Source organism: Mesorhizobium sp. WSM4846, from assembly GCF_055811415.1.
Genome location: NZ_JBVVPZ010000003.1, coordinates 171,136 through 193,721, shown reverse-complemented (window position 1 = coordinate 193,721; position 22,586 = coordinate 171,136). Strand labels below are relative to the sequence as shown.

General features: G+C 63.4%; 25 protein-coding genes and 2 pseudogenes. 9 read left to right on the top strand and 18 right to left on the bottom strand.

Annotated elements, in window-relative coordinates:
• Positions 1-192 precede the first annotated feature (192 nt).
• Both AC0L15_RS04905 and AC0L15_RS04900 read right to left on the bottom strand, forming a co-directional pair.
• A complete protein-coding gene (locus AC0L15_RS04905; RefSeq protein WP_473495961.1) occupies positions 193-1,134 on the bottom strand; it encodes a sugar ABC transporter substrate-binding protein in 942 nt (313 codons plus the stop codon).
• Positions 1,135-1,504: 370 nt separating this feature from the next.
• Complete coding sequence (locus AC0L15_RS04900) at positions 1,505-2,536, bottom strand: LacI family DNA-binding transcriptional regulator (RefSeq protein WP_287246769.1); 1,032 nt, start codon at positions 2,534-2,536, stop codon at positions 1,505-1,507.
• Positions 2,537-2,701: 165 nt separating this feature from the next.
• Between AC0L15_RS04900 and AC0L15_RS04895 the strand changes: the two genes are divergently transcribed.
• From AC0L15_RS04895 to AC0L15_RS04885, 3 genes are read left to right on the top strand one after another with little or no spacing between them, the layout of a single operon-like run.
• Positions 2,702-3,811, top strand: coding sequence for a fatty acid desaturase family protein (locus AC0L15_RS04895; RefSeq protein WP_287246768.1), 1,110 nt, complete (start codon positions 2,702-2,704; stop codon positions 3,809-3,811).
• Positions 3,812-3,866: 55 nt separating this feature from the next.
• On the top strand, positions 3,867-4,181 hold the full coding sequence (locus AC0L15_RS04890; protein WP_077375194.1) for a MocE family 2Fe-2S type ferredoxin: 315 nt from the start codon (positions 3,867-3,869) through the stop codon (positions 4,179-4,181).
• Between the two features lie 5 nt (positions 4,182-4,186).
• Positions 4,187-5,416, top strand: coding sequence for an NAD(P)/FAD-dependent oxidoreductase (locus AC0L15_RS04885; RefSeq protein ID WP_287246767.1), 1,230 nt, complete (start codon positions 4,187-4,189; stop codon positions 5,414-5,416).
• A gap of 346 nt (positions 5,417-5,762) precedes the next feature.
• On the opposite strand, the pseudogene AC0L15_RS04880 reads toward AC0L15_RS04885, so the two are convergent.
• Positions 5,763-6,176, bottom strand: a pseudogene (locus AC0L15_RS04880) (MerR family transcriptional regulator).
• A 74-nt stretch (positions 6,177-6,250) separates the two neighbouring features.
• Between AC0L15_RS04880 and AC0L15_RS04875 the strand changes: the two are divergent.
• Positions 6,251-6,739 carry a methyltransferase family protein gene (locus AC0L15_RS04875; RefSeq protein ID WP_287246766.1) on the top strand — a complete coding sequence of 163 codons (489 nt, stop codon included), beginning with the start codon at positions 6,251-6,253 and terminating at the stop codon, positions 6,737-6,739.
• Positions 6,740-6,791: 52 nt separating this feature from the next.
• Positions 6,792-8,942 carry a heavy metal translocating P-type ATPase gene (locus AC0L15_RS04870; RefSeq protein WP_473495960.1) on the top strand — a complete coding sequence of 717 codons (2,151 nt, stop codon included), beginning with the start codon at positions 6,792-6,794 and terminating at the stop codon, positions 8,940-8,942.
• A gap of 72 nt (positions 8,943-9,014) precedes the next feature.
• Here the strand turns inward: AC0L15_RS04870 and AC0L15_RS04865 are convergent, their stop codons facing one another.
• From AC0L15_RS04865 to hslV, 15 genes and pseudogenes are all read right to left on the bottom strand, one after another.
• Positions 9,015-10,220 (bottom strand): ZIP family metal transporter, encoded by a 1,206-nt coding sequence (locus AC0L15_RS04865; protein ID WP_473495959.1) that lies wholly within the window; start codon positions 10,218-10,220, stop codon positions 9,015-9,017.
• A pseudogene (locus AC0L15_RS04860) lies at positions 10,217-11,343 on the bottom strand (multicopper oxidase domain-containing protein). The gene AC0L15_RS04865 and the pseudogene AC0L15_RS04860 overlap by 4 nt, the downstream one beginning before the upstream one ends.
• Positions 11,344-11,610: 267 nt before the next feature.
• Positions 11,611-12,228, bottom strand: a complete 618-nt coding sequence (locus tag AC0L15_RS04855) for an SCO family protein (protein WP_287246764.1) — start codon at positions 12,226-12,228, stop codon at positions 11,611-11,613.
• Between the two features lie 23 nt (positions 12,229-12,251).
• A complete protein-coding gene (locus tag AC0L15_RS04850) occupies positions 12,252-12,797 on the bottom strand; it encodes a TlpA family protein disulfide reductase (RefSeq protein ID WP_287246763.1) in 546 nt (181 codons plus the stop codon).
• Positions 12,794-12,928 (bottom strand): c-type cytochrome, encoded by a 135-nt coding sequence (locus AC0L15_RS04845; RefSeq protein WP_353813054.1) that lies wholly within the window; start codon positions 12,926-12,928, stop codon positions 12,794-12,796. The genes AC0L15_RS04850 and AC0L15_RS04845 overlap by 4 nt, the downstream gene beginning before the upstream one ends.
• Positions 12,904-13,251, bottom strand: coding sequence for a c-type cytochrome (locus AC0L15_RS04840; protein WP_353813046.1), 348 nt, complete (start codon positions 13,249-13,251; stop codon positions 12,904-12,906). Before AC0L15_RS04840 ends, AC0L15_RS04845 begins: the two co-directional genes overlap by 25 nt.
• Positions 13,248-13,385 (bottom strand): hypothetical protein, encoded by a 138-nt coding sequence (locus AC0L15_RS04835; RefSeq protein WP_473495958.1) that lies wholly within the window; start codon positions 13,383-13,385, stop codon positions 13,248-13,250. The genes AC0L15_RS04840 and AC0L15_RS04835 overlap by 4 nt, the downstream gene beginning before the upstream one ends.
• A gap of 31 nt (positions 13,386-13,416) precedes the next feature.
• Complete coding sequence (locus AC0L15_RS04830) at positions 13,417-13,773, bottom strand: DUF411 domain-containing protein (protein ID WP_473495957.1); 357 nt, start codon at positions 13,771-13,773, stop codon at positions 13,417-13,419.
• 108 nt (positions 13,774-13,881) lie between these two features.
• Positions 13,882-15,369: a multicopper oxidase family protein gene (locus AC0L15_RS04825; RefSeq protein WP_287246760.1), complete on the bottom strand. Its 1,488-nt coding sequence runs from the start codon at positions 15,367-15,369 to the stop codon at positions 13,882-13,884.
• Between the two features lie 93 nt (positions 15,370-15,462).
• Complete coding sequence (locus tag AC0L15_RS04820) at positions 15,463-15,795, bottom strand: hypothetical protein (RefSeq protein ID WP_287064054.1); 333 nt, start codon at positions 15,793-15,795, stop codon at positions 15,463-15,465.
• Positions 15,796-16,000: 205 nt separating this feature from the next.
• Positions 16,001-16,960, bottom strand: a complete 960-nt coding sequence (locus AC0L15_RS04815) for a DUF1402 family protein (protein WP_473495956.1) — start codon at positions 16,958-16,960, stop codon at positions 16,001-16,003.
• 243 nt (positions 16,961-17,203) lie between these two features.
• Positions 17,204-18,517, bottom strand: a complete 1,314-nt coding sequence (hslU, locus tag AC0L15_RS04810; protein ID WP_023796926.1) for an ATP-dependent protease ATPase subunit HslU — start codon at positions 18,515-18,517, stop codon at positions 17,204-17,206.
• Between the two features lie 4 nt (positions 18,518-18,521).
• Positions 18,522-19,121: a DUF2585 domain-containing protein gene (locus AC0L15_RS04805; protein ID WP_287064052.1), complete on the bottom strand. Its 600-nt coding sequence runs from the start codon at positions 19,119-19,121 to the stop codon at positions 18,522-18,524.
• A 40-nt stretch (positions 19,122-19,161) separates the two neighbouring features.
• The gene (locus AC0L15_RS04800) at positions 19,162-19,692 is read right to left on the bottom strand and encodes a GNAT family N-acetyltransferase (RefSeq protein WP_287246962.1); all 531 of its coding nucleotides are present in this window, start codon (positions 19,690-19,692) and stop codon (positions 19,162-19,164) included.
• Between the two features lie 73 nt (positions 19,693-19,765).
• A complete protein-coding gene (hslV, locus tag AC0L15_RS04795) occupies positions 19,766-20,317 on the bottom strand; it encodes an ATP-dependent protease subunit HslV (RefSeq protein WP_023796923.1) in 552 nt (183 codons plus the stop codon).
• 240 nt (positions 20,318-20,557) lie between these two features.
• Between hslV and hisB the strand changes: the two genes are divergently transcribed.
• The 4 genes from hisB to AC0L15_RS04775 are packed head-to-tail and all read left to right on the top strand — an operon-like array spanning position 20,558 to position 22,584.
• Positions 20,558-21,157 (top strand): imidazoleglycerol-phosphate dehydratase HisB, encoded by a 600-nt coding sequence (gene hisB / locus AC0L15_RS04790; RefSeq protein WP_287246758.1) that lies wholly within the window; start codon positions 20,558-20,560, stop codon positions 21,155-21,157.
• Positions 21,158-21,160: 3 nt separating this feature from the next.
• A complete protein-coding gene (locus AC0L15_RS04785) occupies positions 21,161-21,637 on the top strand; it encodes a DUF2628 domain-containing protein (RefSeq protein ID WP_287246757.1) in 477 nt (158 codons plus the stop codon).
• A gap of 1 nt (position 21,638) precedes the next feature.
• Positions 21,639-22,289 carry an imidazole glycerol phosphate synthase subunit HisH gene (gene hisH / locus AC0L15_RS04780; protein WP_287246756.1) on the top strand — a complete coding sequence of 217 codons (651 nt, stop codon included), beginning with the start codon at positions 21,639-21,641 and terminating at the stop codon, positions 22,287-22,289.
• A gap of 4 nt (positions 22,290-22,293) precedes the next feature.
• Entirely contained in the window at positions 22,294-22,584 is a 291-nt protein-coding gene (locus AC0L15_RS04775) for a DUF1330 domain-containing protein (RefSeq protein ID WP_287246755.1), read from the top strand.
• Positions 22,585-22,586: the final 2 nt, after the last annotated feature.

Below are 22,586 nucleotides of genomic sequence, written 5' to 3'. Positions count from 1 at the left end.
CAAAGTTTTAGAGCGTACTTTTGTGCGTCCAAACGGACGCACGTCGCTCTAATCGCAGTGGCCCTCTCGCCGTTTGTTTCGGCGATGAGGGAAAGAGGGAGCGGCGCTGCTTTTTTTGTACTTAAAACGTCGGATTCCAAAAACCGGTCCGATGCTCTGCCGCGCCGCTCCTATCGAGAACGCTCCTCTGCCTCAGTTCTTCTGCAGGAACTTGTCGATGTTTGCCGGCGTGACCAGCTGGAAGGGGATGTAGACCTTCTGCTCGACCGCCTCGCCCTTGGAAAGCTTGAGCGCCGCGTCCAGCGCCCCGGCGCCTTGGCCGGCCGCGTCCTGGAACACGGTGACGTCGAGATCGCCCGCCTGCATCGCGGCAAGCGCGTCCTGGGTGGCGTCCACGCCGCCGACAACAACCGACTTCATGTCGATGTTGGCAGCTTTCATGGCCTGGATGGCGCCGATGGCGCTCTCGTCATTGTTGGCGATCACGCCATCGAACGGCGCGCCGGTCGACAGCCAGTTGGTCATCAGGTTCTGTGCTTCCTCGCGTTTCCAGTTCGACGTCTGCTTGTCGACGATCTTGATGAAGCTGCATTCGGGAGTGGCGATCACATCGTCGATGTCCTTGGTGCGCTGCACCGCGGCCTGGTTCGACAGTTCGCCCATGATCACATAGACATTGGCCTCGGTCTTGCCGGCTTCCTTGAACAGGCGGCAGACTTCCTGGGTCTCGAGAGTGCCTGACTCAACCTCGTTCGAGGCAACGAAAGCCTGGTTGTCCGGCAGCGCGTCGACATTGACCGGCTCGCGGTTGACATAGACCAGCGGAACGTTGGCCGCAGCCGCGGCATCCGACATTGCCTGGGTGGCCGAGGTGTCGACTGGATTGACGACAATCGCGTCGACGCCCGAGGCGACGAAGTTCTTGATCTGGTCGAGTTGCTTGGCGACGTCGTTCTGCGCGTCCTCGACCTGCAGTTCGACGCCTTCCATGCCTTTGGCCTGCTCGATCATGCCGTTGCGCAGCACGGTGAGAAAATTGTCGTCGAACAGCGCCATCGACACGCCGATTTTGGCAGCGAGGGCGGACGAGCTCATCAGCGCCAGGAATGCGGCGCCCAACAGCAGCTTTTTCATTCTATTTCTCCTCCACAGAATTGGTGTCCGGCTGCACCGATCTACCCGGAATCCCCGATCTCCCAGGGAATCTCTCCCGATTGCTTCTCCGTTTCCGATGGCGATTTCCGCGTTGGCTGGAACACCAAGCCCTCCGTTGAAACAGATGTTCCGGAACGAAAGAACCAAAATACCTAGTTGGTGAAATATTTATTCCATTCTACTGGTGGGCGTCAAGGAGATTCCGAAAACGGCTGCCGGTTTTTTCGGACAACGCGGCTGAGGGCCGGCAAACCTTCTGCAAGAATCCATCAGGCTGATGGATCACATCACTGCCGACGCCCCGATCTAAACAGGATGTCTTGGCTGAGCCCAGATGTTCTGCCCGAGCCTAGATGTTTTCCGGCACATAGATGTCGAAGGGCAGGAAGGTCTGGCCCGGCGCATTGGCGGCGCCTGCCTCGATGGCATGAACCATCAGCCCGACAAGCTCGCGGCATAGTGCTGCCAGCGGCGTCGAAATCACCATGGTCAGGATGTTGTCGGCGAGCGCCGCGCGCGATTCGGCGTTGATCTCGTTGCAGACGACCACTGGCATGTTTGCCGGCCTGGCCGCCCGTAGCGCGGAAACCGCGCCTTCCATGCCGCCGCCAGCGACATAGCAGCCGGCCAGATCCGGGTACCGCGCCAGAAGATCGATCATTGCATCATGGGTCACCTGGTTGGCCTCCAGGTTGACCAGCGTCTCCATCACCGTGAATTCCGGCGCATGCTCGCGGAAAAACGATCTGAAGCCGATCTCGCGCAGCTCATGGCCATGGAAGCGATGGCTGCCGACGAAAAGGACGACCTTGCCGGGCTTCCTCGCCGCTCTGGCGATCATCCAGGCCGCGGTGCGACCGACCTTGCGGTTGTCGAGGCCGACATAGCCCTCGCGGATGCCGGCTGCAAAGTCGGATAGCAGGGAGAAGACGGGTTGCCCCCTCGCCTTCAGGGTCTCGACGGCCGCCGTCAGCGTCGGATGGTCCGGACCGACAAGGGCGACTGCCCTGGATTTCGCCGCCAGCTTGCGCATCTGCGCGGCGATCTCGTCGGGGGCCAGCGAACTGGCGAAATCGATGGTGGCGACTCCGCGGAAGCGCTGCGACTGCGAGACAGCCAGTTCGATCTCGCGGGCGAAATCGCTGTAGAAAACATCATTGCCCCTCAGCAGCAGAAAGCCGAGCCGGTATTCCGGCAGTTCCTGGCGCATCCGCTGCTTGATCAGCCCGGCGGCGTGGTAGCCGATGCTGGTGGCGGCCTCATAGACGCGGCGCGCGGTTTCCTCGCGCACCGGCAGGCGATTGTTCAACACCCGATCGACGGTGGCGACACTGACCCCCGAAATACGCGCCAGATCGGTGATGGTCGGCCGTTTTGCCATACGCTTCCTGCCTGATTGCCTAGCATAGGCTATACATCATTCTGATGGGAAATGATAGAAACTATCTTCATGATGTTGAACCTATCACGGCTTGGCGTTATTTTAGGGCATAAGCACCTGTGGCAGAGGCATCCATTCCGACGGATGCCAACGGAGGCAGCCTCAATGGAAGCGACACTATCCGCAATGCCGTCCCGGCGAGATTACAGCCTGCTCGGCCGCGACGCGAAGCGCGCCGTCGAGACCGGGCTGGCGGCGGCCGAATGGTATCATACCGACGTGCCCCGCAAGCAGATGAAGGAGCTGATGCAGCGCTCCGATGGGCCGGCGATCCGCGACACCATCATCTGGCTCTCCGCCCTGGTCCTGAGCGGCGCCGGCGGCGCCTGGTTCTGGGGCACATGGTGGTGCGTGCCGTTCTTCTTCGTCTACGGCGTGCTCTACGGCTCTTCCACTGATTCACGCTGGCACGAATGCGGCCACGGCACCGCCTTCAGGACGCAGTGGATGAATGATGCGGTCTATCAGATCGCCTGCTTCATGATCATGCGCAACCCGGTGACCTGGCGCTGGAGCCATACACGGCATCACACTGACACGGTCATCGTCGGCCGCGATCCGGAGATCGCGGTGATGCGCCCGCCGGACCTGTTGCGCGTCGTGCTCAATTTCTTCGGCATTGTCGATGCCTGGCATGCCATGACCGACATGGTGCGCAATGCGGCCGGTATCATCAGCCCGGCGGAAAAGACCTTCATTCCCGAGCAGGAGCAGCCAAAGGCGATCCGCATTGCCCGCATCTGGACTGCGATCTATGCCGCGACAATCGCGCTGGCGCTTTATAGCGGCTCGTTCCTGCCCTTGATGCTGGTCGGTCTGCCCAGGCTTTACGGCGCCTGGCATCATGTCATGACCGGCCTGCTGCAGCATGGCGGCCTCGCCGAAAACGTCATCGACCACCGCCTCAACAGCCGCACGGTCCACATGAACCCGATCAGCCGCTTCATCTACTGGAACATGAACTACCATGTCGAGCACCACATGTTCCCGATGGTGCCCTATCACGCGCTGCCGAGGCTGCATGAGCTGATCAAGCACGACCTGCCGGCGCCGACGCCATCGATCCTGGCCGGCTATCGCGAGATGGTGCCTGCCTTCCTGCGCCAGCTGCGCAATGAAGACTATTTTCTCAAGCGCGAACTGCCGCCGACTGCCAAGCCTTATCGCGAGGAATTCCACAACGATAACGATGCTGTCGCGGCAGCAGCCGAATGATACGCGCGCCTGTGCCGGGGCATGTTGATCAAGCAAAATTCTGCCGGGAGGACCAATGAGCGACTGGGTCGAGGCCTGTGGTGCCGATGACATCGACGAAGAGGACGTGATGCGGTTCGACCATGATGGCCGCACCTTCGCCATCTATCGCAGTCCCGACGACGAATATTTCGCGACGGACGGCCTTTGCACGCATGAGAAGGTGCATCTGGCCGACGGATTGGTGATGGACGACATCATCGAATGCCCGAAGCACAATGGCCGCTTCAACTACAAGACCGGTGCAGCCAGGGGCGCGCCGGTCTGCGTCAATCTCAGGACCTATCCGGTCAAACTCGACGCCGGCAAAGTCCTCATTCAGATCGGGTGACGGTGATGGCGAAAGGAATGCTCATCATCGGCGCCGGCGAATGCGGCGGGCGGGCTGCCCTGGCGCTGCGCGATCTCGGCTATGATGGCCCGGTGACGCTGGTCGGCGACGAGCCGCATCTGCCCTATGAGCGGCCGCCGCTGTCGAAGGACGCTATGGCAGGCGATGCGCCGGTGATCAAGGCGATCGCCAGCGATGAGATCCTGGCCGAGAGATCGATAAGGCACATCCATTCGGTTCAGGCGGTGGCGATCGACCGCGCTGCGCATGGCGTGCGCCTGTCGGACGGCTCGGCGCTGCTATACGACAAGCTGCTGCTGGCGATCGGTTCTGTGCCACGCAGACTGCCAATGCCGGGCCTCGGGCCGCGTTGTGTCTATCTTCGGACCTTCAACGACGCGCTGGCAATTCGCGCCCATCTCAGCCCCGGCAACCGCATCGCCATCGTTGGCGGCGGCTTCATCGGTCTTGAGCTCGCCGCCGCGGCACGCAGACTGGGCGCCGTTGTCACCGTCATCGAGGCGCAGCCGCGCATCCTGATGCGCGGCGTGCCGGCCGAGATCGCCAAGATCGTCCACGAGGCGCATGAAGCCGAAGGCGTCAAAATCCTGTGCGGCGACGCAATCGCCGCGATTGCCGATGACGGCGCCGAGGTGAGCATCGCGCTTGCCGGCGGGCAGCACATCGTCGCCGACCTTGCGGTGATCGGTATCGGCGCTGTGCCGGTGACCGGACTTGCCGCAGAAGCGGGCCTGACGATCGACAACGGCATAGCCGTCGATGCCGAGCTTCGCACCAGCGATCCGGATATCTTTGCCGCCGGCGATTGCTGCTCGTTTCCGCTTGCCGTCTATGGCGGCCGGCGCGTGCGGCTGGAGGCCTGGCGCAACGCGCAGGAGCAGGGCGCGCTTGCGGCCAGCAACATGCTTGGCGCCGGTGAGCCCCACTCGGCTGTGCCATGGTTCTGGTCGGATCAGTACGGCCTGACCTTGCAGATATCTGGGCTGTCGGACGAGGGCAGCAAGGTCGTGCGCCGCGATCTCGACGACGGCGCCTTCATCCTGTTTCACCTGGCGCAAGACGGCAGGCTGGTCGCGGCGAGCGGAATCGGTCCGGGCAATTCTGTCGCCCGCGACATCAGGCTGGCCGAGATGCTGATCGCAAAAAGGGCAAAGCCGGCGCCTGAGGCGCTCGGTTCGCAAACGATCAAGCTGAAGTCGCTGCTGGCGGCGTGAGCCGGTGCGGGTTCGGGAACCATTTTAAAGAACTGGCGGAGCGCTTGTCGTTCTAGTGGTGACGATCCGACACTTGGTACCGATAGGATGGCGGGAGACGACCCGATGCAGTCACCCGATTCGGCTCACAGTACCGGGTAAGTGGACCCATTCGAGGCAGATCAGCCATTGGGCTGCCCGAAAGCTGTCTTTCGCAGCATGGCATTGGGACTGACCCTCCGGATCGGACCAGACACTCGACCCGCACAGGCACACGGTCCCAAGCCTTTTGTCGTAGCGAGAGGCGTATGGCACGAGGTCCGCGGTGGACGCGGCGTTTTGCGCCCGCGCGAACGCATGCACGGGTTCAGTGGTCGCCGTCACACAGCGCGTGATCCGAGAGCGCCCGGATGACGTAGCAGTCTCCGACCGTTTCCCCCGTGCAGCAGGTGGCGATCCGCTCCAGTTCCTTCTCTAGCCGCCGCAGCCGCGCCATGCGCTCCCTGACCGCACCCAACTGTTCCCTGGCGATCCTGTCGGCATCCCCTCACGGCCTGTCCGGATGCCCGCTGAGATCGATTAGCTGGCGGATCGAATCGATCCTCAGGCCCAGGTCGCGCGCGTGCCGGATGAAGGCCAGCCGCTCCAGTTCGGGTCTGCCGAACCGCCGCTGGTTGCCTTCGGACCGCTCCGGCGCTTCCAGCAACCCCATCTGCTCGTAGTACCGGATCGTGGGCACCTTTACCCCCGTGCGCCGCGACAGGTCGCCAATAGAATACATCGTCATTCTCCTCTTGAACCTCTAGTCGCTAGAGCAACTAGGTTGTCCAGCAGAGAATGGCAACAGGTGAGACCATGACTGCAGTTCAAGAGGAATCCCGTGACCATCCCGGAGTGGTCGCTCCTCCGCCCCTGGTGTTCGCAGGCTTCCTGGCCGCAGGCGTGCTTGCCGACGAGTATGTCAGCGGATGGTCTCTCCTGGTGCATGCGCTGCCGGCGCAGGTGCTGGCGGTGGTCCTGTTGGGCGGAGGAGGCCTCGTCTTCCTTGCTGGCGCGCTTGGCCTGTTCCGCAGGGCGGGCACCAGGCCGGAGCCATGGCAGCCGACGAGCGCTATAGTGACGGGCGGAGTGTACCGGGTGACTCGCAATCCGATGTATGTCGGTATGGCCCTCGTCTACCCCGCTGTCGCCCTTGCCGTCGGCAGTCCCCTCGCAATGGCGCTCCTTCCCGCAGCCATCCTAGTGGTCCACCGCGGCGTCATCCTGCGGGAGGAGCGCTACCTGGAGCGGAAGTTCGGCGACGAATACGTGGCCTACAGAGCCCGGGTGCGGCGCTGGCTTTGACGGGGAAGATTTCGCTTGAACCTCTAGCTGCTTGAGATCGTAAGAACGCACCATGGCCGAAACATTGACACAGACCACCCGCTACCGTGTCAGCGGTATGGACTGCGCCTCCTGCGCGTCCAAGATCGACACGGCCGTCAGGCGAATGGAGGGCGTGGAGGATGTCTCCGTGTCAGCGACCAACGGCAGCCTGACAGTCACGCACGCGGAATCCCTCGGCAGCGATGCCATCGCGCGGCAGGTCTCCCGGCTCGGCTACGGTGCCACGCCTTGGGAGAGCGGAAACCGCGATGTTGAAAACGAGGATGGGGACCGCCGGCTCGACGGCCAAATCCCGGCCGGGCAGCCCTGGTGGCGGTCCGGGCGGGCGAAGCTGACCATTGCCTCGGGCGTGGCCCTCGTGGCCGCCTATGCGGCCGGGCTCGTCTATCCGGCCGCCGGGCACTGGTCGTTTCTCGCAGCCTTGCTCGTCGGCCTCGTTCCCATCGCGCGGCGCGCAGTCTCCGCCGCCTTCGCCGGCACGCCGTTCTCCATCGAGACGCTGATGACGATCGCGGCCGTTGGGGCGGTACTCATCGGGGCGACGGAAGAAGCGGCGATGGTGGTGCTGTTCTTCCTCGTCGGCGAACTGCTCGAAGGCGTGGCGGCGAGCCGCGCCCGGGCGAGCATCCAGGGCCTTGCCGACCTCGTCCCGAAGACAGCGCTCGTGGAAAGGAATGGTGGGACGACGGAGGTGCCCGCCGCCGCGCTGGCACTCGGCGACGTTATCGTCGTCCGGCCCGGCGACCGCATTCCGGCGGACGGGGAGATCGTTGAGGGGTCGAGCGAGATCGACGAGTCCCCCGTCACGGGGGAGAGCACGCCCAAGCGGAAGTCAGAGAACGAAGCGGTTTTCGCCGGAACGATCAACACGGACGGCGTGCTGAAGGTCCGCGTGACGGCGGCGGCCGAGGACAACGCCATCGCCCGGGTCGTCAGGCTGGTCGAGGAGGCGCAGGAGAGCAAGGCCCCGACCGAGAGGTTCATCGACCGCTTCTCCCGCTACTACACGCCCGGCGTCCTCGCCGTCGGTGCGCTCGTGGCCATCCTGCCCCCGCTGGTCTTCGGCGAGCCGTGGGGCGAGCGGATCTACAAGGGGCTTGCAATCCTGCTAATTGGCTGCCCGTGTGCGCTGGTCATTTCCACTCCGGCGGCGGTGGCCGCAGGCCTGTCCGCGGGTGCGCGACGCGGCATGCTGATGAAGGGCGGAGCGGTCCTCGAGGGCTTCAGCAGGATCACGGCTGTCGCTTTCGACAAAACGGGCACGCTGACCGAAGGCAAGCCCGGCGTCACGGACGTGGTCGCCTACGGGCGGACGGAGCGCGAGGTGCTGTCCATGGCTGCCGCCCTGGAACAGGGATCGAGCCATCCGCTCGCCGTCGCTATCCTCGGAAAGGCGAAGGCCGACAAGGCGCCGATCCCTCCGGCGTTCGGCGCGAAAGCTGTCTCTGGCAAGGGCGTGGAAGGCAATGTCGGCGGCGTGACGCTGTTCCTCGCCTCCGCCAAGGCTGCGGCCGGGCGCGCGTCCCTCTCCCCGGAACAGGTCTCCCGGATCGAGGACCTGAACGGACAGGGGAAGACCGTCTCCGTGCTGCTAGCGGGCGAAGCGGTGGCTGGGCTGATCGCCATGCGGGACGAGCCGCGGGAAGACGCAAAGGCCGGGCTGGCCGCCCTCAGGGAGATCGGCATCCGGACGGTCATGCTGACCGGGGACAACCCGAAGACTGCGGAAGCGATCGCCTCAGGCCTCGGAGTCAAGGGGCGGGCCGGGCTGCTGCCGCAGGACAAGCAGCGGATCGTCACCGAGTTGCAGAAGGAAGGCCTCAAGGTCGCGAAGGTCGGCGACGGCATCAACGACGCTCCGGCGCTCGCGGCGGCCGACATAGGCATCGCCATGGGCGGCGGAACGGACGTGGCGCTCGAAACCGCGGATGCAGCAATCCTGCATGGCCGTGTCATGGACATCGCCAGCATGGTCACCCTCTCGCGGGCCGTGATGGCGAACATCAAACAGAACATCGCGGTCGCGCTCGGGCTGAAGGCAGTTTTTCTTGTGACGACGGTGATCGGCGTCACTGGCCTCTGGCCCGCCATCCTGGCCGACACTGGCGCGACGGTGCTGGTGACAGCGAACGCAATGCGGCTCCTCAGCTGGGGCCGCTAGTGAAAGGACAGGCACAATGACCAGATCCGGCGTTGTCTCACTGTGGGTGCGGCGAGTAGCCGCCGCGGCAGATCAGACTTTGACGAGCATAGCGGTCACATACATGAACGAAACGCCTGCGGCCAATCCCGCCATCGTGGCTGGCGCTGTAAGCGCCGCAGGGCCTCTCCCGTCCGACCTCATCAGGTACGCAGTGACCTCGACGATGACCTGCAGAATGGCTCCCGCTCCGACCGCGAGAGCCAGCGCCGACCACTGCGGCGCATAGGCCAGGCTCCCGATCCAAAGCCCGGCGGGACCGCCTGCCAGGAGCGCCAAGCCGACGAAGGTCCACAGAGGCGGGCGCTTCTTCAGCATCGGCGCGGAAATGCCGATGCCTTCGGTGATGTTGTGCAGCATGAAGCCCAACACCAGGAAAGTGCCCAATCCGGCCGCGCCTGCCGCGAACGCAGCGCCGATGGCCAGCCCCTCGCCAAGATTGTGCAAGCCGATTCCAAGTGCGATGAAGGTGGCGAGCGTGAGTCCGGTCGGCACTCCGTCCCGGCGGCCGACCGCCATCAGCAGGAGGAAACTCGCAGCGGCTGCGAGGGCGACCATGGCCTGTCCCTGGAATATTGCGGCGGACTCGGCCGCCAGTTCGAAAGCTTCAGCCGTGGCGTCGACTAACAGGAACGCCAGGAGGCCGACAGTCAGGGCGAGCAGGAAATTCATGCCGTTGCGGCCGACTCCGTGCAGCACCGGATAAAACATAATTCCGATGGCGACCGGAACGAGGCCGACTAAGACACCGAGCAGCGCCTGGGAAGCAAGGTTCCCTGCGTCCCGTGTCGGGGTCGACACAGCGACTGCGATCTCGTGTTCGAACGTCGCCCCGGTATTGGTGACAATGTTTATGGCATGCGCCTCCCCCAGCACCCACGGGAAGGGCAGATGAATCCATGCGGTAGCGCCGCGGCCGAGCGGCCCTGCGGGTTCCTGCGTGAACTGCCAGTATGCGTCGTCAACCTGGACCTGGGCGATCGTCATCGGCTCCGAGCCGCGGGCGCGGACGAGGACGCCGATGCCGTCGGACGAAAGGATCGTCCGCTCGAAAGTCAGGCTCTCCACAGGCGGAGCGCCGTTCCCGAAGTTTCTGAGCGGGTCAGAGATCAGCAGCCAGGTGATCGCCAGGCCGAGGGCGGCCAGCGGCAGGATCAGCCACCGCAAAGCGGCGCGCGATTTTCTGGGGCCGACGGGAGCGGTCGGGTCGGCGGCGGCGATGTGCGAGACCTCGTTCATGCGACCGCCTCCACCACGTCGAACATGCCCGTCCAGCCGAGTTCGGTGAACTCCGACTGATGCGGGTGGAACATGTAGAGACCGGTCTCGTGATCCTTGTAGTAAACTCCAGGATTCCGCGCTGCGCCTGCACCTGAGTGATCAAGTCGACCGTCCTCAAGGTCGGCGTGAGCGTCGTCCCCTGTTCGAAATAGTCGAAGAAGTTGGCGTGCAAGTGGAACGAGTTAATGGGATCGAACTCGACGACATTGGCCAGATAGATGCGGACTGGGCGGTTGCGGACGATCCTGATCGGCCGCTTCATGTACGCGTGTGCGACGGTATTCACCGCATAGACTTCGTTCCCGTTGTCGAAGTTGGTGTCGAAGCCGTTCATCACCATGGCGAATTCCTGCCATTCGGCGTTCTCGGGCGTGCCGAGCAAGCGGGAACGGGCGACATCGGCAAGCTCCGGATGGCGGGCCGGATCCGGGTCGATGACGAACAGTCCGTACATGCCTTTGTGAATGTGCCGCTTCAGGGGCAGCGCGTGGCAGTGATAGAGATGGCAGCCGAACGGCCTGGCATCGAACTCATAGACGAATTCTTCTCCCGGACCGATCAATCCTGCACCGGGGACGCCGTCCATCCTTGCGGCGTGTATGCCGTGGAAGTGCATGGAGTGGGGATGCGAGCCGGAGTTGCGGAAGGCGATCCGGAGGTGCTCGCCTTCGGTCGCCCTGAGCGCAGGCCCGGGAACGCGTCCGTTGTAGGTCCAGGCCGGGAACATGATCCCCGGGGCGATTTCGATTTCCTTGTCGACTGCCTCGATCTCGAACGTCCGAAGGATTCGTCCGTCGGGAAGCGTCGACACCGAGCCCGTTTCCCAGTCCGTCACCATCCGAGATGGATCGAAGCCGTTGCGCTCGTTGTCCACCTCTCCGACGGTGATCATCGATCCGTGGGCGGCCAAATGCGCTGGAGGAGTTGCAGCGGCCGCGGCCGACGCTGCCCCATGGCCGGAATGGACCGATTGGCCAGCCGCCGTTCCCGCTATCGCCGAGCCTCCGGCCGCCGCCAGGCCGCCCCACAGCAGCCCACGCCTGCTGATCTTTTCGCGGAACCAGATGCCGACCTCGGACATAACCGCCACCATAACGCAAATGCGAATGAGTTGCATTAGCATCAATCGGATTGTTTCGCAATCGGAGCGAAGCCTGAAAGGGCGGAGCGAAGCGGCATCAGGTGGCAAAAAGACCACCAGATCGGAGATGCCGAAAAGCAAGAATCCTGTCCCAGCCTCGCTGGCGCGGCGGCTTATGAGCGATCCGTGCGCTGTTGCCGTGTTGTTCCCCCCAACCCGGACAATGTCCGAGGACGTCCGGCGGCAGTCCTGGATCAAGTCAATTGGTCACGGCCGACTCACGCTGTTCGTCAGCCCATTCACGTACATGACCAGGTTCAGCGGATCGAACCTGAGGCCGTGGAACTTGGCCGCGAAGCGCCCGCCGCGGTCGATCACGTGCGTCACCACGCCGTGCATCTGCTGGCCGCCTTCGAGCGGATCGAAACGGACGTTGTATTGCTCGGACAGCTTGCGCGTCGCGTCCTCCGCCTGCCCTTCGCGGGTGGTCAGGAAGGTCCAGTTGCGCGGGTCCAGCCCGTGCGCTTCGCCATATCCCTTCATGATCTCGGGCGTGTCTGACTTCGGGTCTGTCGTCACCGTCAGGAACTGCACCAGGTCCTTCATGGGCGTTTCGTTGACCATGGCCTGGACGCGGGCGATCAGGTCGGAGTGCAGCGGGCAGACGTCGGTGCAGCTCGCGAACACGAAATTGAGTACAACGACCTTGTCCGCGAAATCCGAGAGGCGGACCGGATCGCCCTCGTCGTCGGCGAGATCGAATCCCGGCGCTGCGGGAGCGTCGATCGCCTGGAAATACTTTTCCTCGCTGCCCATCAGCCTGTCGAGATCGGCGCCCGGATGATGGGCATATGCGGGAAGCGCGAGGACGGGCGTGAGGACCATCGCGGCGAGAAGTGTTCTTCTGTTCATCTCCGTTCTCCGGTTTGGTCGAGTTCTCGTACGATGATCCCTTCGAATAAGGAAACCATCTCGGGGGTGTCCCATTCGGCGGGTCCGGCGAGCCGCGCAAGCTCGTTTCCGTCCGGGCCGATCAGAAGCGTGGCTGGCAGGCCGAACAGTCCCAACGCGCGGATCGCAGTCCCGTCCTGGTCGATGAAGACGGGGAGTTTGACCCCGATCTGGTCGAAGAACTTCCGGACTGCGCTGGCTCCCGCTCGGTCCACCGAAAGGGCGACGACATCGAATCCCTCGCCGCCGAGCCGCTCCTGAAGGCGGTCGAGCGTGGGCATTTCGGCCCGGCAGGGCGCACACCAGGTCGCCCACACGTTGAGCAGCACCATCTTGCCGCGCCAATCTTCGAGAGATTGCAGCTCTCCCGCCTCGTCGGCGAAGATGAGCTCCGGCAAGGGCTGCGGCTCCTCGTGCAGCGGCATCACTGTCGGTTCCTGCGCGTGCGCGTTGCCCACGGCCACAAGAACGGCAAGTAACAGCGCCGACAGGATCGTCTTCACTGCGTCTTCTCCTGCTCGCGGCGGCTCATCTCCGCCTGGTAGGCGCGCTCCCGCTCCGGCCATGTGCTATTGATGAAGGCGAGAACGGCGCGGATTTCCTCGTCGTTCAAAATGTCCTCGAATCCCGGCATATCGCTAGCGTACCCGTTGCCCACCACGGCGGCTGGCCCTCTTTGGTGATCCGGAACAGCACCCCGTCCGGGTGGTGCCAGGTGTGCCCGGACACATCGTGCGGCGGGGCGGGCATGCGTCCCGAGGGAAGCTGCCTCTTCCAGTCCGGCTGGCCTTCGAGCTTGGCTCCATGGCAGGAAGCGCAGTTCCCGACATAGAGCTGCCGCCCCTGCGAGATCGCCTCGGCCTCGCCTGAGCCTGCGCCTAACGGCCATGCCAAGGCGAGGGCGGTTACTCCCCCGAGAGTCGCCACGATACTGAGGGCAACGGCCTTCCTGCTCATTTGCGGGCGCTGAAGAACAGGTACTTCACCAAGGCCGCGGCAGCGAGGACGAGCATCGCCAGGAGCGGGAGCCAGACCAGCCCCATGCCCAGCATCATGCCGCCTATGCCATCCATCATTCCGCCGTCCATCATGTCGGTCCTTCCGGGTTTCCGGCAGGCAGAGCTACTCGCGGGCGTAAACCCCGCCCACGCCGGACTTGGTGATCTCCAGCATCTCGACCGGCGCTTCCTTCGTGCCGCTCATGCCCGGCGAGCCCATCGGCATGCCCGGCAGTGTCACGCCCTTGATGTCCGGCCGCTCGGTCAGGAGCTTCTCGACCGTGCTGACGGGGACGTGGCCGCTGACGACGTAGCCGTCCACGAACGACAGGTGGCAGCCTTGGAACTCGTCAGCGATGCCAGCCTCGCGGCTCATTTCCGCCAGCTCGTGCGTCGCATTGACGGTGACTTTGAAGCCGTTCTCCCGCAGGTAGTCGGCATAGCCCTCGCAGCAGTCGCATTGCGGATTCTTGTAAAGCATGACGTCTTTCTCGCCGGCGAGCGCCGGCGCGACGCCCAGACGAAGGAAGCGAGGACGAGGGTCTTGAGGATGGTACGCATTTCGGTTCTCCTTTCGATGAGAATTGAGTCAGGCAACCCGGAAGACGCCCATCATCCCGGCGCCCTGATGTTCGAGAATGTGGCAATGGAACATCCAGTCGCCGGCATTGTCGGCGACCAAGGCGATCTCCAGGCGCTCGCGGGGTGACATCAGCACCGTGTCCTGCCACTCGCGGTAACGGGTGCGCTTGCCGTTGCGGGAGATCACCCGGAACGAATGCCCGTGCAGGTGGATCGGATGATGCCAGGCCGTCGCATTGGTCATCGCGATGACATGGCTCTTGTCCCGCGCCAGCGTCAACATCGGGTCCATGATATGGCCTTCCGCCGCGACGCCGTTGATGAACCAGATACCGCCGGAATGCATCATGTTCATCATGCCGCCCATGTTGCCCATCATGCCGCCCATCTGGTCCGACGGGTCCTTGCCCATGTCGCCCATGCTCCCGCCCATCTCCTGCATGACCATGGCTCCCATCATCCCGCCGTTGAAGGTGACCTCGTGCCGGCCGGCCGATGCAAGGTCCGGCTCCGGCAGCGGGTTGGGCGGCAGGGCGGCGGGCCAGTCGGGAGCCTTTTGCCTGAGCGGATTATCGTCATAGGCGAGATCGACCAGGCGGAATTCTAGGTCTTCGTAGAAGCGGTCGATTACGGAAACCCGGCTTCCGGCAGCCGCCGTCATGTCGAGGATGACGTCGGCGCGCATCGCGGGTCCCAGCACGACCAGCCCGCTCTCCGGCGCATGCGGGTCGACGGGCTGCCCGTCCAGCGCGATTACGACTGGTTCGTGACTACCGAAGTCGAGGCCGAAGATGCGGGCGTTGGCGGCGTTGATCAGGCGCAGCCGGATGCGTTCTCCCTTTCGCACCTGAAAGACATCCGGCACGCGGCCATTGATCGTGACCGTGTTGCCGACCCGGCCGTTGTGCATCATGTCATGGTGGTTGCCGAAGTCTTCCCGCATCTCGGCGGTCTTGGTCAGCCGCCAGTCGGACAGCACCCATGTGACTTCGCGGTCGACCCGGACGGGATCGGCTTCCTCTACGATCAGCGGGCCGTACAGGCCTCTGCCAACCTGCTCGAAACTGCGATGGTGCGGATGGTACCAGAAGGTGCCTGCGTCGACGGCATCGAACTCGTAGGCAAAGGTCGCGCCGGGCGCGATCGGCGCCTGCGTGAGGTGCGGCACGCCGTCCATCGCGTTCGGGACTCGCAAACCGTGCCAGTGCACGGTCGTCTCTTCGTCGAGTTTGTTCTCGACCGCGACCCGCAGGCGTTCTCCCTGGCGGATGCGAATTTCCGGACCGGGCAGCCTGCCGTCATAGCACCAGATGGGGGTATCGCCATGCGGCTCGGGGACTATTTGGGCACGGCCCAGCAATGCGCGGAGCCGGAACTGGCGGATGTCCGCGGCATAGGTAGTGGGTTGCAGTGGAAGCATTGCGCCCGCCGAAACGGCAGCGGCCGATGTGAGGAAGGCGCGGCGCGTCAGCGCCGGCACGCGGTAATCGAACATGGATCAACCATCCTGGAATAGGCTCATGTGACGCACGGACGTAGCCGGACGCATCGACGGGTCGGCCGGGAGCGGATGCCCGCCGCGGCCGCGTCAGTTCAGGAAGGTGGTTCGGGGAGGATAGGGTTCAGGTGGCCCTGTGCGGCCGTCCGACGGTGCCGCGGTCGGCAAAGACACGATGCCCGCGACATGCGGAAGCTCGGCAGCGGCAGGGGGGCAGATCGCGGCCATCGAGGTCACGCAGAACTGGTCGCATGCCACCTGGCCGTCATCGTTCGGACAGTCCTGGCAATCGGGCATGCCGCCGTCCATGCCCGACATGGACATCTTCAGGGACATGTCGGTCGAAGCCGCCGAATGCGCCGCCGTTCCTGCGGCGAAGGCCGCCAGGAAAACAAAGGCCAGGATGCGGGCGAGCTTGCTCATAGGGCAGAGAGTAGTCTTGCCTCCGCATCGTGTCCAGATTCGGATCGTCGCAGGCGAGCGATGAGCGTCGCGGGGCCCTCGCGAGGGGATTTGTTGCCCTCTAAAACGCTCATCCTCGCCGACACTATCATGAATCTCGAGCTGGAGAAGCTTAGAAGCCCGCCGCCGGTGCCGTCGTCAGCTATACAAGCGTCGGATTTCACCACTAAAACAGCGCATTCAGCTCCTGCAGTTTGTCGTTGACCAGCCAGCCATAGTAATTTTCCTCGGGCAGCTTCTCCGGTTCGCCCGCGGCGCGGCGCCTGTCGTTTTCGGCCTTCAGCGCATGGGCGCGCTGCTCAGGATTGCCGACATTATAGAGGGTCGATGTGATGCCGGGATTGCCCGATATGTCGAAGCCGGCAATGCTCTGATAGGCATCGATCGATTTCCGGATCGTCGCCGCGACATAGTCCAAGGTCAGGTCCGGATCCATGATGGTCTTGTAGACCGCGTTCGGATCGCCGACGTCGAGCTTCGGCAGGCCGGAAACCTGGTGCACGAGATCGCTCATCTGCAAGGCGGTCAGCGGATTGAGCTGGCCGAGGCCAAAAGTCTGGCCGGCATAATAGGGCTGGAAGAAAGTCGCGCCGAAGCGGTCGTCGGGGAAGCTCTCACCGCCGACAGTCTTGCCGCGAAAGGAAAGGTTCCACACCTGCTCGCGGCATTCCCAGAGCTCGTAACTATCCGATTTGCCGACGCATTCCTGGAATTGCGGCCGTTGCACGAAATCGGTGATGTCCTCGCCTTCATAGGCGAAGGACAGCTTGCTCGACAGATAGGAGATCGCCTTGACGTAGTAGGTCTGCAGCCGGTCGTAGGCGTCGACATTGTAGGTGTGCTCGCCGACGATGGCGCCGACGATATGCATAGGATCGATGCCATAGGTCACTGCTGCCTGCTCGATCTTGCCGCGAAGACCGGCGTCGTGCTGCAGCAGCGCATAGACCTTGCGGTATTTCGACTGGAAGGTGGTGTTGGTGGCCTGGGTGCGCCGGCTTGAGGCGCCCGGTATGCTGGGCTGCTCGACATGACTGTTGCCCGGCGGCACCATCGTCGCCGCTTCGGCGGCGAACATGGCTGTCGCCAGCGTCAGCCCGAGAGTGACGAGGATCGTTTTTTTCATGCGCCGCCGCCTGCAACAACGCATGACCCTCGGAACCGATTTTCGGGGGTCATGCGCAGAACCAACTGTACAGCATCCTGCGCATCCAAAAAGCTGCGCGGCGCTGGTGTTGCCGGCAAACTAGGTAAAGCTGCAACGGGAGTCGAGAGCCCCGTCGCCCGGCAAGACAAAAGCTGGCCAGATGCTTCCATTTGGCCACACGTGCCGGCTCCGCCGGTCCGACTCTTGCGGATGGATCGCCTGCTACAGGATGAACCGCGACAGATCCGTGTTTCTCGACAGATCGCCGACATGCTTCTCCACATAGGCGGCGTCGACTGTCACCGACGTGCCGTGGCGGTCCGGCGCGTCATAGGAGATCTCGTCCAGCACCCGCTCCATCACCGTTTGCAGTCGCCTGGCGCCGATGTTCTCGACGCTGGCGTTGAGATCGACGGCGATGCCGGCCAGTGAATCGATAGCGTCGTCGGTGAAGACGAGATCGACGCCCTCGGTCTTCATCAGCGCGATGTACTGCTTGATCAGGCTGGCCTCGGTCTCGGTCAGGATGCGCACGAAATCGTCCTTCTCCAGCGCACGCAGCTCGACGCGGATCGGCAGACGGCCCTGCAATTCGGGCAGCAGGTCGGATGGCTTGGCAACGTGGAACGCGCCCGATGCGATGAACAGGATGTGATCCGTCTTCACCGGTCCGTATTTGGTCGCGACCGTGGTGCCTTCGACAAGCGGCAGCAGGTCGCGCTGCACGCCTTCGCGGGAAACACCGGCGCCCATGCCGCCTTCGCGCGAGGCGATCTTGTCGATCTCGTCGAGGAAGACGATGCCGTCGTTTTCGGTCGATTCGAGCGCCCTGCGCACCACCTCGTCCTGGTCGAGCAGCTTGTCGGACTCGTCGCCGACCAGCACCGCGTAGGATTCCTTCACTGTCGTCTTGCGGGTCTTGGTCTTCTGGCCGCCCATCGCTTTCGACAGCATGTCGTTGATGTTCAACACGCCGATATTGGCGCCCGGCATGCCGGGTATCTCGAAGCCGGGCATGCCGCCAGTGCCGGTATCACTCACTTCGATCTCGATCTCCTTGTCGTCGAGCTCGCCGTCGCGCAGCTTTTTGCGGAAACTGTCGCGCGTCGCCGGGCTCGCCGTCTTGCCGACGAGCGCTTCCAGCACGCGTTCCTCGGCATTGATATGGGCGCGCGCCTTGACGTCCTCGCGCATCTTCTCGCGCACCAGGCCGATGGCGATCTCGACCAGGTCGCGGATGATCTGCTCGACGTCGCGGCCGACATAGCCGACCTCGGTGAATTTGGTCGCCTCGACCTTGACGAACGGCGCACCGGCAAGGCGCGCCAGGCGGCGCGAGATCTCGGTCTTGCCCACGCCGGTCGGGCCGATCATCAGGATGTTCTTCGGCATCACCTCTTCACGCATCTGGCCTTCGAGCTGCTGGCGGCGCCAGCGGTTGCGCAAGGCGATGGCCACGGCGCGCTTGGCGTCCTTCTGGCCGATGATGAAGCGATCGAGTTCCGAAACGATTTCGCGGGGCGAGAATGTGGTCATATCGCTAAATTCCACTTTGCCACTGCCGGATGGACTCGAACGGATGCAGCAGCATGATCACGTTGAGTGTCAGATTGTCCCTGATGATGTAGCCGACACCGAATTCGAAGATGAGAGCGAGGGTCACGATCACCCATATAGGAAGCCTGCGCGCCATCACAAATCCCAGCACCATCGCCAGCGTGTCCGCCACCGAATTGATGATGCTGTCGCCGTAATAGTCGAGCGAGATCGTGCCGGCGCGGTAGCGCTCGATGATCAACGGGCTGTTCTCGAGAAGCTCCCAGCCGCCCTCGATGACGACGGCAAATGCCAGCCTGAGCCCGATCGGCGAGCGCGGGAACAGAGCCCACGCCAGCGCGTAGAACAGGAAGCCGTGGATGAGGTGCGAGAATGTGTACCAGTCGGAAACATGCTGGGAATTCTCCGAGCTCTGCACGATGCCGTGCCACAGCTTGACATAGCCGCATTCGCAGATCGGCGTTCGGCCCATGCCGTAAAGGGCTCCAGCCTGGAATATAATCAGGCCGAGGACGAGCAGAAGTCCCATCCGCCAGCTGTCTTCATAGGCCGAGACGGTCTTGTCGGCGCCGCTTGTACTCATGCTGTTACTGCCCCTCTTCGGCGCCTTATTCGGCGTCACCCTATTCGATATTGCCCTCTTGGGCGTCGCCCGCTTCGGCGTCAATTGCCATCAGCACGGCGTCGCCATATTCCGATTGCCTGCGATCGATAGCTCTGAACCCGGCCTTTTGATAGGCACGGATCGCTCGTCCGTTGGATGGATCCGGGTCGATGATGACACGCGGTGCCCCTTCCTCGAACAGCTGTTCCACGAACTGCCGGACAATTGCCGAGCCGTGGCCGCGTCCGACAAGCTCGGGCCTGCCGATCGACAGATCGATGCCGAGCGTGCCGAAAGGCTGGTCGCTGTAGGGGTGGCCGTCCTCCAGATGCGGATCGTAGCTCTGCATGTAGCCGATCGGCTCGCCGTCGAGCTCGATGATCAGCGGCTCGACGGAAATGCTGTCGATGTGCTCACGGATCTGGGCGATCTCCGTCTCGGGATCGTCCCACCACTCGGCGACATGCGGCTCGGCCAGCCATGCCGCGATCATCGGCAGGTCCGCCTCCGTCACCGGTCGAAAATCATATCTATTTTCTCGTTTGGCCATGATCTCCTGCGAACCGAAGGTCAGCGAAGCAAAAACCGGTTTCCACTTTTCGGGATCATGGCCAGCGGCCGGCTCAGCCGGCATCGAGGATTTCGATGACAAAATTGTTGTTGGTGTAGACGCAGATGTCGGATGCGATCTGCATCGCCTTGCGGGCGATTTCTTCGGCATCCTTGTCGGTGTCCATCAGCGCGCGCGCCGCGGCCAGCGCATAATTGCCGCCCGAGCCGATCGCCATGACGCCATGTTCGGGTTCGAGCACGTCGCCGGTGCCGGTCAGCGCCAGCGAGACCGACTTGTCGGCAACCAGCATCATCGCTTCCAGCCGGCGCAGATAGCGGTCGGTGCGCCAGTCCTTGGCGAGTTCGACGCAGGCCCGCGTCAATTGCTCCGGATATTGTTCGAGCTTGGCCTCCAGCCGCTCCAGAAGCGTGAAGGCGTCAGCGGTGGCGCCGGCGAAACCGGCAATGACATTGCCGCTTTTGCCGATTCGGCGCACCTTCTTGGCATTGCCTTTCATGATCGTCTGGCCAAGGCTGACCTGGCCATCACCGGCGATCACCACCTTGCCGCCCCTGCGCACGGTCAGGATCGTCGTGGCGTGCATGGTCAGTTCGTTCGACATCTCTGCTCCGATCAGCGCCGATCCCGACAAGGCGATTTGGCGCATTACGAGTGACTTGATCGACCATATGTATGCATAGGTCCGATGATTGCCAACCGGTCATCGGTCAGGCTCGATACTGCTTGGCACGGCAACTGGCAATCGCCGGATCATGCTGCTAGAAGGCTCTCGTTTTCAAGCATGTGGACGCTTTCAAGCATGTGGACGCTTGGAACGCCTGAACTCTGGACAAGGATGAGCATGCCGCCCCGTTCCGCCAACGCAAGCCGCAAGACCAAGGAAACCGACATCTCCGTATCGGTCCAGGTCGACGGCTCGGGAAAATCCGATATTTCGACGGGCGTCGGCTTCTTCGACCACATGCTGGAGCAGCTGTCGCGCCATTCCCTGATCGACATGACGGTCAAGGCCAAGGGCGACCTGCACATAGACGACCACCACACGGTCGAGGACACCGGCATCGCGCTCGGCCAGGCGCTGGCCAAGGCGTTGGGCGAGCGGCGCGGCATCATGCGCTATGCCTCGGTCGATCTCGCCATGGACGAGACGCTGACGCGCGCGGCGATCGACGTCTCCGGCCGTCCTTTCCTTGTCTGGAACGTTGCGTTCTCATCGCCGAAGATCGGCACGTTCGACACCGAACTGGTGCGCGAATTCTTCCAGGCCCTGGCGCAGAATGCCGGCATCACGCTGCATGTCACCAACCACTACGGCGCCAACAATCACCACATCGCCGAGACCTGCTTCAAGGCGGTGGCGCGTGCGCTGCGTTTCGCGCTTGAAAGCGACCCGCGCCAGCCTGACGCGGTTCCTTCCACCAAGGGATCTCTGAAGGGATAGGCCATGGCTGTCTATGTCGTGATGGAACCGCCGGGCCGCGGCGAAAAGCCTGACACAACGGCCTTTGTCCGTGATGGGTTTTCCTGGCTTGGCTTCCTCGTGCCGCCGCTATGGCTGCTCTGGCACCGGTTGTGGATCGAGGCAGCAATGGCGTTTGTCGCCATGGCTCTGCTTTCGATGCTTGCCGAAGGGCTGAGCCTTGGGCTGGCCGGTCGGCTGCTGTCGCTGCTGGTATCGCTCTATGTCGGGCTGGAAGGGCAGGCCTTGCGGATCGCCGCACTGCGCCGTCGTGGCTGGCACGAATGGGGCGTCGTCGAGGCCGACAGGCTCGACGATGCCGATACGCGCTATGTGCTGGAAGCCGAAGCGCATGCGGATGAGCCAGCGCCAGTGCCGCGCATCGTTCCGGACGCTGCCAATGCCCGGCCGGCACAGACGGGAATGGTGCTCGGACTGACGCACACGCCGGGAAGACCCTGACATGCGGGTCGCGATCATCGATTATGGCTCGGGCAACCTGCGCTCGGCCACCAAGGCCTTCGAGCGCGCCGCGCACGAAGCCGGCATCGCCGCCGCCATCGACCTGACCGCCGATGCCGAGCGTGTCAGAACCGCCGACCGCATCGTCTTGCCCGGCGTCGGCGCCTATGCCGATTGCGCGGCCGGGCTGCGCGCTGTGGCCGGCATGTGGGAGGCGGTCGAGGAGGTCGCGATCGTCAAGGCGCGGCCGTTTCTCGGGATCTGCGTCGGCATGCAGCTGATGTCGGAGCGGGGCCTGGAAAAGACTGTCACAAAAGGCTTTGGCTGGATCGCCGGCGACGTCAAGGAGATCACCCCGGCCGATCCTGCGCTAAAAATCCCGCAGATCGGCTGGAATACGATCGAGCTCACGCGCAAGCATCCGCTGTTTTCCGGCATTCCAACCGGCGCCAAGGGGCTGCACGCCTATTTCGTCCATTCCTATCATCTCGACGCCAGGCAAGCCGACGACTTGCTGGCGATTGCCGACTACGGTGGTCCGGTGACGGCCGCTGTCGTCAGCGGCAATCTCGCCGGCACGCAGTTTCATCCCGAAAAGAGCCAGGCGCTTGGCCTGGCGCTGATCACCAATTTCCTGCGCTGGAGGCCCTAAGAAAATGAGCAAGAAAGGCTACTGGGTGGTCATGCTCACGGTGACTGACCCCGTCGGTTATCAGCGCTACCGTGATGCCATCGGTGACGCCATTTCGCGCTACGACGGCCGCTATCTCGTGCGCGGCGGACAGGTCACAAACCCCGAAGGATCGGAATTTGACAGGCATGTTGTGGTCGAGTTCGACTCTTACCAGACAGCGCTGAACTGTTACCAGTCGCCGGCCTATCAGACCGCACTACGGAATCGACTGGCGGCTTCGACCGGCCATTTCGCGATCGTCGAGGGCGCCTGAAA